General features: G+C 57.5%; 13 protein-coding genes. 6 read left to right on the top strand and 7 right to left on the bottom strand.

All coding sequences use genetic code 11. The annotated features are described in order from the left end of the window. The first annotated feature begins 189 nt into the window (after nucleotides 1–189). Nucleotides 190–1,266 carry a 3-deoxy-7-phosphoheptulonate synthase gene (locus RGU44_RS04940; RefSeq protein WP_322182719.1) on the top strand — a complete coding sequence of 359 codons (1,077 nt, stop codon included), beginning with the start codon at nucleotides 190–192 and terminating at the stop codon, nucleotides 1,264–1,266. A 65-nt stretch (nucleotides 1,267–1,331) separates the two neighbouring features. Here RGU44_RS04940 and RGU44_RS04935 read toward each other — a convergent pair whose 3' ends face one another. Further along, a complete protein-coding gene (locus RGU44_RS04935; RefSeq protein ID WP_322179492.1) occupies nucleotides 1,332–1,613 on the bottom strand; it encodes a GNAT family N-acetyltransferase in 282 nt (93 codons plus the stop codon). Between the two features lie 622 nt (nucleotides 1,614–2,235). Here RGU44_RS04935 and RGU44_RS04930 point away from each other — a divergent pair. Continuing rightward, on the top strand, nucleotides 2,236–2,487 hold the full coding sequence (locus tag RGU44_RS04930) for an Lpp/OprI family alanine-zipper lipoprotein (RefSeq protein WP_219060265.1): 252 nt from the start codon (nucleotides 2,236–2,238) through the stop codon (nucleotides 2,485–2,487). Nucleotides 2,488–2,626: 139 nt separating this feature from the next. On the opposite strand, the gene RGU44_RS04925 is transcribed toward RGU44_RS04930, so the two are convergent. From RGU44_RS04925 to RGU44_RS04915, 3 genes are all read right to left on the bottom strand, one after another. Next, on the bottom strand, nucleotides 2,627–3,589 hold the full coding sequence (locus tag RGU44_RS04925) for a L,D-transpeptidase family protein (protein ID WP_322179493.1): 963 nt from the start codon (nucleotides 3,587–3,589) through the stop codon (nucleotides 2,627–2,629). Nucleotides 3,590–3,674: 85 nt separating this feature from the next. Then, nucleotides 3,675–3,968 (bottom strand): hypothetical protein, encoded by a 294-nt coding sequence (locus RGU44_RS04920; protein ID WP_219060268.1) that lies wholly within the window; start codon nucleotides 3,966–3,968, stop codon nucleotides 3,675–3,677. Nucleotides 3,969–4,023: 55 nt separating this feature from the next. Next, nucleotides 4,024–4,629 (bottom strand): arylesterase, encoded by a 606-nt coding sequence (locus tag RGU44_RS04915; RefSeq protein WP_322179494.1) that lies wholly within the window; start codon nucleotides 4,627–4,629, stop codon nucleotides 4,024–4,026. Between the two features lie 10 nt (nucleotides 4,630–4,639). On the opposite strand from RGU44_RS04915, the gene RGU44_RS04910 reads away from it, so the two are divergent. From RGU44_RS04910 to greB, 3 genes are read left to right on the top strand one after another with little or no spacing between them, the layout of a single operon-like run. After that, complete coding sequence (locus RGU44_RS04910; RefSeq protein WP_322179495.1) at nucleotides 4,640–5,323, top strand: ABC transporter ATP-binding protein; 684 nt, start codon at nucleotides 4,640–4,642, stop codon at nucleotides 5,321–5,323. After that, nucleotides 5,323–7,845 carry an ABC transporter permease gene (locus tag RGU44_RS04905; RefSeq protein WP_322215919.1) on the top strand — a complete coding sequence of 841 codons (2,523 nt, stop codon included), beginning with the start codon at nucleotides 5,323–5,325 and terminating at the stop codon, nucleotides 7,843–7,845. The genes RGU44_RS04910 and RGU44_RS04905 overlap by 1 nt, the downstream gene beginning before the upstream one ends. A gap of 36 nt (nucleotides 7,846–7,881) precedes the next feature. Next, entirely contained in the window at nucleotides 7,882–8,379 is a 498-nt protein-coding gene (gene greB, locus RGU44_RS04900; RefSeq protein WP_322215917.1) for a transcription elongation factor GreB, read from the top strand. A gap of 46 nt (nucleotides 8,380–8,425) precedes the next feature. On the opposite strand, the gene RGU44_RS04895 is transcribed toward greB, so the two are convergent. The 3 genes from RGU44_RS04895 to RGU44_RS04885 form a co-directional block, all read right to left on the bottom strand. Continuing rightward, a complete protein-coding gene (locus RGU44_RS04895; protein ID WP_322179498.1) occupies nucleotides 8,426–8,734 on the bottom strand; it encodes a class I SAM-dependent methyltransferase in 309 nt (102 codons plus the stop codon). A 257-nt stretch (nucleotides 8,735–8,991) separates the two neighbouring features. Then, a complete protein-coding gene (locus tag RGU44_RS04890) occupies nucleotides 8,992–9,426 on the bottom strand; it encodes a DoxX family protein (protein WP_322215916.1) in 435 nt (144 codons plus the stop codon). Between the two features lie 102 nt (nucleotides 9,427–9,528). After that, nucleotides 9,529–10,965 (bottom strand): transglycosylase SLT domain-containing protein, encoded by a 1,437-nt coding sequence (locus RGU44_RS04885; protein WP_322215914.1) that lies wholly within the window; start codon nucleotides 10,963–10,965, stop codon nucleotides 9,529–9,531. Between the two features lie 190 nt (nucleotides 10,966–11,155). Here RGU44_RS04885 and RGU44_RS04880 point away from each other — a divergent pair, with 190 nt between their 5' ends. Continuing rightward, a complete protein-coding gene (locus RGU44_RS04880) occupies nucleotides 11,156–11,989 on the top strand; it encodes a TatD family hydrolase (RefSeq protein WP_322215912.1) in 834 nt (277 codons plus the stop codon). The last annotated feature ends 87 nt before the right edge of the window (nucleotides 11,990–12,076 follow it).

The raw sequence follows: 12,076 nt of genomic DNA, 5'->3' as shown, positions 1-12,076 counted from the left end.
TTATAGACACCCCATCTGTCCGTCAAAGATAGCGATCAGGCCATGCCGCCGGGATTAAAGCCGCGTTTGCCCATTGTCGAACAGCCGGATAACGCGCTAAGGTTCCGGTCCCCGCTGTGCTAAATCGTGCTGGGCTCCGCCGCACGGGGATCGTTGGCGGCCAGCACCCGTGACCTGACGAGTAACACGATGGCTGATTTACCGATTGACGACCTCAACGTTGCTTCCAATGAAACCCTGATCACGCCGGATCAGCTCAAGCGCGAGCTCCCGCTCACAGAAGCTGCTCTGCGCACGGTGACCAAGGGCCGCGAAGTGATACGCAATATCCTCGATGGCAAGGATCACCGCCTGTTCATAGTGATCGGGCCGTGCTCGATCCATGACATCAAAGCTGCTCACGAATACGCCAATCGCCTCAAGGCCCTTGCCGCTGAAGTGTCGGACAGCATGTACCTGGTGATGCGCGTGTACTTCGAGAAACCGCGCACAACCGTGGGCTGGAAAGGCCTGATCAATGACCCGTATATGGATGACTCGTTCAAGATTCAGGACGGCCTGCACATTGGCCGCAAGCTGCTGCTTGATCTGGCTGAAATGGGCCTGCCAGCAGCCACTGAAGCTCTTGACCCGATCTCACCACAGTACTTGCAGGACTTGATCAGTTGGTCGGCCATCGGCGCGCGCACCACTGAATCACAAACACACCGCGAGATGGCTTCTGGCCTGTCTTCAGCCGTTGGCTTCAAGAATGGCACTGACGGCGGTCTGACCGTTGCCATCAACGCCTTGCAGTCGGTCTCCAGCCCCCATCGTTTCCTGGGCATCAACCAGGAAGGCGGGGTATCTATTGTCACCACCAAAGGCAACGCCTACGGTCATGTGGTATTGCGCGGCGGCAATGGCAAGCCTAACTACGATTCGGTCAGTGTCGCCGTATGCGAGCAGGCGCTGAAAAAGGCCGGTATTCGCCCTAACATCATGGTCGACTGCAGCCACGCCAACTCCAACAAGGACCCGGCCCTGCAACCGCTGGTGATGGAAAACGTTGCTAACCAAATCCTCGAAGGCAACCAGTCAATCATTGGCCTGATGGTTGAAAGTAACTTGAACTGGGGCAGCCAGTCGATCCCTAAAAACCTTGAAGAGCTGCAATACGGCGTGTCCGTTACCGATGCCTGCATCGACTGGGAAAACACTGAGAAAACCCTGCGCAGCATGCACGCAAAACTCAAGAATGTGCTGCCCAAGCGCCAACGCAACTGATTACTGCAGAGACAAAAACGCCGAGCAAATGCTCGGCGTTTTTTATTATCGTGGCGGCATCCTGATCAGATTTTTACCGCATGTCGCTGGTGACGCTCCATGTACCGCTCAACATAAGAGCAAGACGGAATCACCGTGTAGCCCATGCTATCGGCGTACGCGAGCGCCTGTTCGGTCAATGCAGCAGCGATACCTCTGCCTCGCAGGGCATTGGGCACAAACGTCCGATAGATATCCAGGGTCTGCTTGCCTAGGTCCATATAAGTCAGATAGGCACGATGGCCGTCCACATTGGTCTCGAATTGATGGCCAACATGGTCATGGTGGATGGACAACGCCTCGCTCATCACTGCTCCTCGCGGGTCTTGAAATTAGACCCCTACCTTACCGATGTTTTTCCGGCGAAGGAACCTCTACGCCACCCCTGTGCCTGTTTTGGACATCGAGAACAGCTTTGCCATTCTCCTACACACGAGCACCTGCAAATAGTAGGCGTCATTTCGGTATTTGCTCAAGCTGTTGCACAGGAGGCGCTGAAAAATCCGACGGTCGCTCTGACCGTTGACGTGAACATTGCCGTGGGCTGCCGACTGAGACGAATCTCCGATGAGAAAGTTCCCCCTGTACCCGCGCAAAAAAGCAAACTCACGACAAACACGGAACATGTGCCCGATGGGGAGGTGCCATATACTAGCCCGCGAATCGTCTATTCTCTTCGTTACCCGGTCAAGGGCGTCCTTGAGCCCTGCCCGATTTAGTGCGAGCGCCGCCAAGTTGATGCCGGCGATTGGATATTTTTTATACAAAACCCCCGAGAAGTTGTTCGGAACAGTTTAAAACACAAGAAATTTGCCCGCTTCTTGCGCTTCCTCAGTTTACTTACTACAAACAATGGGTAGTATGTATCGCGGTCATTTTCTCACTTTCGAGAGATGACTATTCATTAGAAAGTCCTGGAAGGTGAACACGATGAACAACGCTCTGAAATTCTCTGCTTTGGCTCTGGCCGCAATTCTGGCTACTGGTTGCAGCAGCGTCTCCAAAGAAACCGAAGCTCGTCTGACTGCTACCGAAGACGCAGCTGCTCGCTCCCAAGCACGCGCTGATGAAGCCTATCGCAAGGCTGATGAAGCTCTGGCTGCTGCTCAAAAAGCTCAGCAAACTGCTGACGAAGCCAACGAACGCGCTCTGCGTATGTTGGATAAAGCAAGCCGTAAGTAATAATCTTTCGGGATTATTGAGAAGCCGATCCAGTTCTGGATCGGCTTTTTTATTGCCTTCGTTTTACCCCAGACAATAAAAAACCCGCCTACCCAGCCTTGGAATTCAAGGCAAGGCAGACGGGTTCGCTTGCAGGCGATTACTGAATATTGAGCGGCTCGCTCGACACCACCGACCCGCTCGGCACTGCGATCTCAACCGGCATGCCATCCTCTGCAGCCACCACATCCCGCACCACGTCCCAGTTCATGCGCAGGTTGTTGGCCAGATCCTCACGCTTTAGCAAGGCATTGATCACTGCAGTGTGCTTGTCGACGACCGATGGATTGCCCTTGTCGTCCAACGGCGTATGCGCTTCCAGATAGACCTTGCCGCCACTGATGCCGAATTTGTAGGGTTCGTTCAATATCCGCACTGGCGTACCGACCGGCACCATACCTGCCATCTCCAGCACGTTGTTGTTGTACATGCGGAAGCAGCCGTGACTGGTACGCATGCCAATGCCGAATTTCTTGTTCGAACCGTGGATCAGGTAACCCGGCAAACCGAGACTGAATTTGAACGGCCCCAACGGATTGTCGGGACCGGCCGGTACGACGCTAGGCAGCGGATCATTGTCAGCCGCATGCTCGGCCTTGATCGAAGCAGGCGGCGTCCAGGTCGGATTCGGTATCTTTGCTGTCACTTTGGTCAACGCGAGAGGTGAACCCCACCCTTCACGACCAATCCCCAACGGATAGGTGTGAACCACGTTCAAGCCTTTGGGGTAATAGTAAAGACGGTACTCAGCCAGATTGATCACGATGCCTTCACGCGGACCAGGCGGCAATACGAAACGCGTTGGTAATACCACTTGGGTACCCGCCCCCGGCAACCACGGATCGACACCGGGGTTAGCTGCGATCATCTCCAGATAACCCAAATCGTAGCGGGTCCCCAAGTCGGCGAAGGTATCTTCATATTTTGCGGTTACGGTCTGAACCTGACCGACAATATCTTCGCCCGGAGGGGGCAGAGGGAACTCTAATGCAGTGACGGGGCCCGCCGCACAGAGCGCAGCAAGTGACAGACAGCGAGCGACGGCAGGAATGCGCGACAACATCCGGAAAATCCTTGGGATAAGCGACGGGAAGTAAAGTGAAGGAATTGTACACCGCCGACCATAAAATCGGGAGGCAGCTAACGACTTACTGACTGAATCGAAGCTCTGGCCAAATAGGGCGCGTACCCCGCTTTTGCGCCTCGAGAATCGCCCGACACAGCGAACACAGACGCTCATCACGAAGCTTCGCCGAATTGACACCCGACCAGCGAGGCTGTGCTGGCAACAACGTGCCACACAATGTGCGGTCGATCGAGCCACCCAACTCAAGCTGGCGCGCGACCAGATGCACCCGCACTTCCTGGCACGCGAACAAGTCGAGTTGCTCATCAGGCTCGATCAGTTGATAGGCAAATAAAGACCAGGCGGGACGCGGCATCGGGGGCTCCAAATCGGGGCGCCACCTTAGCCCAAAGTTCGCCGCTAGAAAAGCGTCAAAGCAGCGGTTTTAGCGTCGGCCAGACGTTTTCCAGCAACTTGCCCTGTGCCGCGGCGGCCGGGTGTAGACCATCGGCCTGCATCAACTCGGGAATACCGCCCACACCCTCAAGGAAAAACGGCACCAACGGGACTTTTTCCTGCTCTGCCAGATTGCTGTAAACCGCCTCGAAAGCCTGGGTATAGCGGGCGCCATAATTGGGCGGAATACGCATCCCCAAAAGCAGCACCTTGGCCCCTGCCTTCTGCGACTGCTGAATCATCGACGCAAGATTTTGTTGCAATTGCGCAGGTTGCTGTCCGCGCAGCCCGTCATTACCGCCCAACTCCAGGATTACCAACTGCGGTCTATGCTCTGCAAGCAGCGCTGGCAGCCGCGCCTGGCCTCCAGCACTGGTGTCGCCACTGACCGAGGCATTGACCACCTTATCGGTGAAACCCTCCTTCTGCAGGCGCTGCTCCAGCAATGATACCCAGCCCAGCCGGGTATCCAGGCCGAAAGCAGCGCTGATACTATCGCCAACGATCAGCACTGTGCCCGCCGCAGCTCCTTGAGACAGCAACAGCAAAACCAGGCCAGCACTTAAAAACCACGCACGCATCGGATTCTCCATGAGCGAAAGTATTCTCAGTGCTCGGAACCTTAGCAAAGTGGTCCCCAGCACCGAAGGTGACCTGACTATCCTGCACGAACTCTCCCTGGAACTGAACAAAGGAGACAGTCTGGCCATCGTCGGCGCCTCTGGATCGGGCAAATCCACCCTCCTCGGCCTGCTGGCGGGACTCGACTTACCCAGCGCCGGAGCAGTCACACTGGCCGGACGCAACCTCAGCGATCTCGATGAAGATCAGCGTGCGCGTATCCGTGCGGAGCATGTCGGATTCGTCTTCCAGTCATTTCAACTGCTCGACAGTCTCAATGCACTGGAAAACGTCATGCTGCCCATGGAGCTCGAAGGCCGCAAGGACGCCCGCGAGCGCGCCCGGATTTTGCTCGAACGCGTGGGGCTGGGCCAACGCCTGACGCATTCGCCACGCCAGCTTTCCGGTGGCGAGCAACAACGGGTGGCCATTGCCCGGGCCTTTGCCGCCAATCCCGACGTGCTGTTTGCCGATGAACCCACAGGTAACCTCGACAGCAACACCGGTGAACGGATCAGCGATTTGCTGTTCGAGCTGAACAGAGAACGTCACACGACACTCGTGCTAGTCACCCATGACGAACGTCTGGCGCATCGCTGCCAGCGCATGATCCGTCTTGAAGGTGGCCGATTGGTCACCCCTCTGGAGCCTTGATGGCACGCTTGCCGCTTCTTCGTCTGCTGAGCCTTGCGACTCGCCAACTCCTGCGCGACGCACGCGCCGGAGAGTTGCGGGTGTTGTTTTTTGCCTTGCTGGTTGCCGTGGCAGCAAGCACCGCCATCGGCTACTTCGGCGCTCGCCTCAATGGGGCGATGCTGCTGCGCGCCACCGAGTTTCTCGGCGCGGACCTGATTCTCGAAGGCACCAGCCCCGCCCAACCAACGCAGATCGAAGCAGGCAAGCAGTTAAAGCTGGACCACGCACAGGTGGTCGAATTCTCCAGCGTGATTGCTACTGACAGCGGCATTCAACTCGCGAGCGTCAAAGCGGTGGACACTGCTTACCCCTTGCGCGGCGAGCTAAAGAGCGCCGAGGCGCCCTATCAAGCAGAGGCATCCGGTGGCCGACCGAATCCGGGTGAAGCCTGGGCCGAATCACGATTGTTTGCGGCACTGAATCTAAAGGTTGGCGACAGTATCGACGTCGGCTCGAAAACCCTTCGACTGAGTCGGGTACTGACCTACGAACCCGACCGCGCCGGCAACTTCTACAGCCTGACGCCCAGAGTGATGATCAATCTGACGGACCTTGCCGCGACAGGCGTCGTCCAGCCCGGCAGCCGGGTCAGCTATCGTGAGCTCTGGCGCGGCAACCATGAGTCTCTGGAAACCTACCGTCAGGCAATCACCCCGGGATTGGCCGCTAATCAACGCATACAGGACGCTCGCGACGGCAATCGGCAGATTGGTGGTGCGCTGGGCAAGGCCGAGCGTTACCTGAACATGGCCAGCCTGGTAGCAGTCTTGCTGTCCGGTGTGGCTGTGGCCCTGTCGGCCGCCCGTTTTGCAACACGACGCTTCGATGCCAGCGCCTTGCTGCGCTGCCTGGGTCTGTCACGCAGAGAAGCACTGGTTTTATTCAGCCTGCAACTCGCAATGCTTGGGCTGCTGGCCAGCGTCACCGGCGCGCTGCTGGGCTGGCTCGCACAATTGGGTCTGTTCGCCCTGCTGCACGATTTGCTGCCTGCCGCCGTCCCGCCCGGAGGCCTGCTACCGGCCATCGCGGGCATCGGTACCGGCCTCGTCGCCCTCGCCGGCTTTGCGTTGCCACCCCTGGCCGCGCTGGGTCGCGTGCCACCCCTGCGTGTACTGCGCCGCGACATGCTACCCATTCCTCCCAGTTCGTGGCTGGTCTACGGTACCGCGCTGCTAGCGCTCGGCCTGATCATGTGGCGCTTGAGTCTCGACCTGGTGTTGACCTTTGCCCTGCTTGGCGGAGGGATCATTGCCGCTGTCGTTTTGGGTGGCTTGCTGCTGCTCGCGCTGCAAAGCCTGCGCCGTCTGCTGGCAGGTGCGTCGCTACCGTGGCGACTGGGTCTGGGCCAACTGCTGCGCCATCCTTTGGCCGCCGCCGGGCAATCGCTGGCATTCGGACTGATTCTGTTGTCCATGGGACTGATCGCCCTGCTGCGCGGAGAACTGCTCGACACCTGGCAGAATCAGCTACCCAAAGATGCACCGAATTATTTTGCGCTCAATATCCTCCCGGCTGACAAAGACACCTTCACCGAACGGATGGCTAGCCTCTCCACCCATGCTGCGCCGCTTTATCCCGTCGTGCCTGGACGTTTGATCAGCATTAATGGCGAGCCCGTCCGCAACATCGTGAGCAAGGACTCGCGTGGCGAAAACGCGACTGAACGAGACCTCAGTCTGACGTGGGCCGCCGAACTGCCGCAGGGCAATCGCCTGAGCGCAGGAAACTGGTGGCCGAATACGAACAGCAGCGCAACGACCACCGCCGAGCAAGTTCCCGGGGTGTCTGTAGAGTCGAAACTGGCAGCAAGCCTGAAGCTCAAACTCGGTGACCGCATGAGTTTCATCATCGGCGGGGCTACCCGAGAAGCTGAGGTCAGCAGTCTGCGCGAAGTGAATTGGGACAACTTCCAGCCCAACTTCTTCATGATCTTCCAACCCGGTACGCTCAAGGATTTGCCGACCACGTACCTGACCAGCTTCTACCTGGCACCCGGGAACGATCAACAGATCGTCGAGCTGTCTCGCGCCTTCCCGGCGGTGACCATCCTTCAAGTCGAAGCGCTGCTGGAGCAACTTCGGAGCATTCTCGCTCAGGTGACGATCGCAGTGGAGTACGTGCTGCTGTTCGTGCTGGCGGCGGGGCTTGCGGTTTTGTTCTCCGGCCTGCAAGCAACCCTCGACGAACGCATCCGCCAAGGCGCCCTGCTACGCGCACTCGGTGCCGAGCGAGCACTGCTGGTCAAGGCGCGACGCATCGAGTTTGGCCTGTTAGGCGCAGCCAGCGGTGGGCTGGCTGCATTGGGTTGCGAACTGGTGAGCTTTGCGCTGTACCGCTATGCTTTCGACCTTCAATGGCACCCCCACGTCTGGCTGCTGTTATTACCCATCATCGGCGCCCTACTGGTCGGCGGCGCCGGAGTGTTCGGCACCCGCAGAGCCTTGAATGTCAGCCCACTGACGGTGCTGCGTGATGGCTGATAAACTTGGCGCATCCTAATCGCCAGGCGACAGACCATGAGCCGTTACCGCCCTCCTCGCTCCGCTGGCACCGCGCTGATCACCCCCGAAGGTGAAGCGCGGATGCGCGCCGAACTGCACGAACTCTGGCACGTACGCCGCCCTCAGGTCACGCAGTCCGTGAGTGAAGCAGCGGCTCAAGGTGATCGTTCAGAAAATGCCGAATACACCTACGGCAAAAAGATGCTGCGCGAGATCGATAGCCGGGTACGTTTTTTGACCAAGCGTCTCGAAAGCTTGAAGGTGGTCAGCGAACACCCCAGCGATCAGAACAAAGTCTATTTTGGCGCATGGGTCACTGTCGAAGACGAAGAGGGCATAGAAGCCCGTTACCGAATTGTGGGGCCCGACGAATTGGACCTGAAGCAAAACCTGATCAGTATCGACTCACCGCTGGCTCGCGCCCTGATTGGTAAAGCGCTGGATACAGAAGTTCGAGTTCAAACGCCCGTCGGTGAGCAGATCAGTTACATCGTCGCGATCGAATACTTCTGATCACTTGAATGCCTCAAGTCAAAAGACAAACAGCAGCGTCTAACATTCAACCGCGAGTAATCAGCCCCTGCCGGGCAACACGGATCAGATGTTTAATGAAGTCTTCAGCCTCGTCGGCACTCGGCGACTGGACCACCGCAAGGTCAAACCGGTCGTTGGCAAAGCGCGACAGGGATTCACAATGGTCGATGAACTCGATGAGAAAGGCCGCTGGCTTACCGTTGCGTTTTGGCCAGCCTTCGAGATAACGCAGCAGCGTCGGCTGATGCGAACCTCCCAGCAGAATCCTTGGATTGCGGCGAGTCAGGGGGGACGTAAAGGGGGACAGTCGTATCAGGGGACGCGGACAGCTCATCGTGTTTTATCTCAGCCTCAAAAATCCCGCTGGGCAGCGGTGAGAGGCAACACCGAACCAGCGCTTTAGCGGTATTTCGAAGCCTGTGAAGACTTCAGTCGGTAAGGGTTCAACCTCACCTGGCGCCCCGCAAGTAGCTGTTTAAATCGGCGCATGAGCAGCATCCTAGAGAAGCTGCCTGTGAACTGTCAAGACGGCATAGGTCGCAAAAAAAACAAGGCTCGCACATTGCGAGCCTTGTTCGTCACGGTGATCGCTCAATCAGCGATGGCCTTGTCCACCGACAACTTGCCAGCACCTTCGATCAACACGGCGACCGCCCCTCCTAGCAGTGCCAGAGCGAACTCATAACCATTGTTGGCCATAAACAAACCATTACCGATGTGCACCGAGAAAATCGCGACCACGAGCAGCACCGTCAACAAAGCCGCAGCGGGTCGCGCCAGCAGGCCAATGACCAGCGCCAGACCACCGAAAAATTCGGAACCGCCGGACAGCATCGCCATCAGATAACCTGGCGCCAGACCAATGCTTTCCATGTATTGCGCGGTACCCGCCAAGCCATAACCGCCAAACAGACCGAAGAGTTTCTGTCCACCGTGGCCGATGAAAATGATGCCCACAAAAATACGCAGGACAGTCAAGCCGTAACCGGCACGGGTCGCGAAAACGGTTTTAATCAGTGTGCTCATCGCGTTCATTCCTTTGTAGGAGAAGTGTGTTGGCCACTATAATAATCAAAACAGCAAATGTTAAAACCCTAAAAATAGCGGCATAAACATCGACAATATAGATCATTTATGTGACGTAAACGTTCTCGTCTCGCCCTTCTGCGGCTGCGCCTCCAAAGCCTCCCGCTCTCGATCGAACGCCAGGTAATACTTGTTGACGCTGTTAACATAGCTGACGACGCCCACTCCCGCCTGCTCCAGGGCGACTCGCTCGACCTGAAAAAACCACTGATTCGGATTCAGCCCACGTCGCCGCGCCTCGGTACGCATGCTCTGCACTCTCTCCGGCCCTAGGTTGTAAGCCGCCAGGACGAACGCCATACGCTCACGTTCGTTGACGCGGGAGCTGGAAAAAAATTTGCGCCGGATCATGGTCAGGTACTTGGCACCGGCCTGGACATTACTGTCCAGGCTTTGAATATTGTCGACGCCCACTCGCTGCGCGGCCGACGGGGTGATTTGCAGCAACCCCGTTGCGCCGCTACCCCCTTTCACTGCGGGGTCCAGCGCTGACTCCTTGAAGGCCAGGGCGGCCAGGTTCAGCCAATCCATGCCCTGCTCATCTGCCGTGCGCTGCAGGATCGGCCGCAGTTTTTCCAACCGCTGACGGTCGTCGCGAGCCAAAGGATTGTGCACCTGATACAGACGTTGGTAGGCCCGCTTAAACGCCGCATCCTGATCCGCCGGAACACGGTAGGTCTTGAGAAAGCGGTCAATACTTGCACGCAACATTGATGCGTCGCGGCGCACGTACCAGTTCATGTCACCACGGGTGCTCAAGACCAACGTCCGATCCACTCGCAGCTTGGGCAGGACCTTGGCCCAGCGCTCGGCAATCGGCTGTTCGACAACCGTCAGGTGAAAGATTCCGGCCTGGACCATTTCCAGGACATCTTCAACGGCGAGGCTGGGATCAACCCATTCGATCTTGACCGGCGGCAATTTGCGCAATGCCAACTTCTGGTTGAGCTGGTGGACCGCCTCGTCGGCCGCGCTGCCGGTGGGCAGTGTCAGCGTGTGTCCGGACAACTGCTCGACGTGCTTGAAACCGCGCTCACCTTTGATACCGACCACGATCAGCGGCACATGACTGACAATCGGGTCACTGGCATCGATATTCCGTGCAGCGCTGGTATTGAGCAGCTCTCCCGGCGCGACCAGATCGCCTTCACCGCGTTGCAATGCCGCGAGCAATTGATCCTTGGATTTGGGGATGATTTGCAGCGTGAGTTGTTGCCCGTCACGCGAATGGCCATTGAGGTATTGCTCGAAGGCGTGCAACCGGTGATATTCGCCCCCAATCGCCTCGCCCTGGACTTCACCGGAGCTGTTACGACTCTGATTGACCAGCACCCGCAGCACTTTACTGCTACGAATAGCCGCCAGATCGCGTACCTGGCTTTTGTGCACCACCACAGGCGGCCCGGCAAGTCGCGCAGCCGCAGGAAATGGCAGCAACGCCAACAAACAAAGCACGATCAACAATGAGGGTCGCGTCATCCGTTCTCCAGGGGAATGCGTGCCAAAAAAGAAGCCGCAAAAAGTCCAAAGCCTGTGATATCTGCGGAGTGACGGCGAACCGCAGTGGTGAAAACACTTCAATATTTTTTTATAACCAGCTGTATTAACTGGATTTTTTATATCGGCAAAGCTCTGATATTCTCATCAGCCTTAGGCCTGAGGTAGTACCATGCAACTCATCGACATCGGCGTCAATCTGACTAACTCAAGCTTTGCCAATAAACAGCAGGCCGTACTCGATCGCGCCTACCAATCCGGCGTATGCCAACTGGTGTTGACCGGGACCAGTGTCGAGAGCAGCGAACAGGCCCTTGAGCTCTGTCAACAATTGGACGAAACGGCGCAACGGTTGTTCTCCACGGCGGGGATTCATCCCCATGCAGCCAGCGATTGGACCTCCGATACCGAGCGCCAGTTGCGTGAGTTGCTCAAAGAAGATCGAGTACGGGCCGTCGGCGAATGCGGGCTGGATTTCAACCGCGATTTCTCGCCGCGTCCACAGCAGGAAAAAGTCCTCGAAGAACATCTGGCCCTGGCCGTAGAACTGCAATTGCCGGTATTCCTGCATGAACGCGATGCCAACCAGCGCCTGCTGGAGATCCTCCGCGATTATCGCGACCGCCTGCCTGCTGCCGTGGTGCACTGCTTCACGGGTGAGCAACGTGCACTGTTCAGCTATTTGGACCTGGACCTGCACATAGGCATCACCGGCTGGATTTGCGATGAACGACGCGGCACTCATCTGCACCCATTGGTCCGGGAAATCCCCCGTGGCCGGTTGATGCTGGAAAGCGATGCCCCTTACCTGCTCCCGCGCAGCCTGCGACCCAAACCGAAAAGTGGACGCAACGAACCCGCCTACTTGCCTGAAGTACTGCGTGAAGTTGCGTTGCATCGGGGCGAAAGCCTGGAAGACCTTTCCGCCCATACCACCGCGTGCGCCCGCACCTTTTTTGCCTTGCCGACATGGATAGAACCGGACAGCGTCGAAGCTGACCGATAGCCCCGGGCCTCCTGGGCCCTAGTATTTGCTTGACCCATATCAAATGTTCGTCTAAAGATTGGCGGCACAATGCTGGCACCTTGCCTA

It is taken from the genome of Pseudomonas sp. 5C2, assembly GCF_034314155.1.
In the GTDB taxonomy this organism is placed as follows: Bacteria; Pseudomonadota; Gammaproteobacteria; order Pseudomonadales; family Pseudomonadaceae; genus Aquipseudomonas.
The sequence above is the reverse complement of the archived record's forward strand: the minus strand, read 5'-3'. Positions and strand labels throughout refer to the sequence as shown.

Coding starts and splice junctions, on each gene's coding strand:
- RGU44_RS04940 (WP_322182719.1), top strand. CDS start 190: ATGGCTGATTTACCGATTGACGACCTCAACGTTGCTTCCAATGAAACC.
- RGU44_RS04935 (WP_322179492.1), bottom strand. CDS start 1,613: ATGAGCGAGGCGTTGTCCATCCACCATGACCATGTTGGCCATCAATTC.
- RGU44_RS04930 (WP_219060265.1), top strand. CDS start 2,236: ATGAACAACGCTCTGAAATTCTCTGCTTTGGCTCTGGCCGCAATTCTG.
- RGU44_RS04925 (WP_322179493.1), bottom strand. CDS start 3,589: ATGTTGTCGCGCATTCCTGCCGTCGCTCGCTGTCTGTCACTTGCTGCG.
- RGU44_RS04920 (WP_219060268.1), bottom strand. CDS start 3,968: ATGCCGCGTCCCGCCTGGTCTTTATTTGCCTATCAACTGATCGAGCCT.
- RGU44_RS04915 (WP_322179494.1), bottom strand. CDS start 4,629: ATGCGTGCGTGGTTTTTAAGTGCTGGCCTGGTTTTGCTGTTGCTGTCT.
- RGU44_RS04910 (WP_322179495.1), top strand. CDS start 4,640: ATGAGCGAAAGTATTCTCAGTGCTCGGAACCTTAGCAAAGTGGTCCCC.
- RGU44_RS04905 (WP_322215919.1), top strand. CDS start 5,323: ATGGCACGCTTGCCGCTTCTTCGTCTGCTGAGCCTTGCGACTCGCCAA.
- greB (WP_322215917.1), top strand. CDS start 7,882: ATGAGCCGTTACCGCCCTCCTCGCTCCGCTGGCACCGCGCTGATCACC.
- RGU44_RS04895 (WP_322179498.1), bottom strand. CDS start 8,734: ATGAGCTGTCCGCGTCCCCTGATACGACTGTCCCCCTTTACGTCCCCC.
- RGU44_RS04890 (WP_322215916.1), bottom strand. CDS start 9,426: ATGAGCACACTGATTAAAACCGTTTTCGCGACCCGTGCCGGTTACGGC.
- RGU44_RS04885 (WP_322215914.1), bottom strand. CDS start 10,965: ATGACGCGACCCTCATTGTTGATCGTGCTTTGTTTGTTGGCGTTGCTG.
- RGU44_RS04880 (WP_322215912.1), top strand. CDS start 11,156: ATGCAACTCATCGACATCGGCGTCAATCTGACTAACTCAAGCTTTGCC.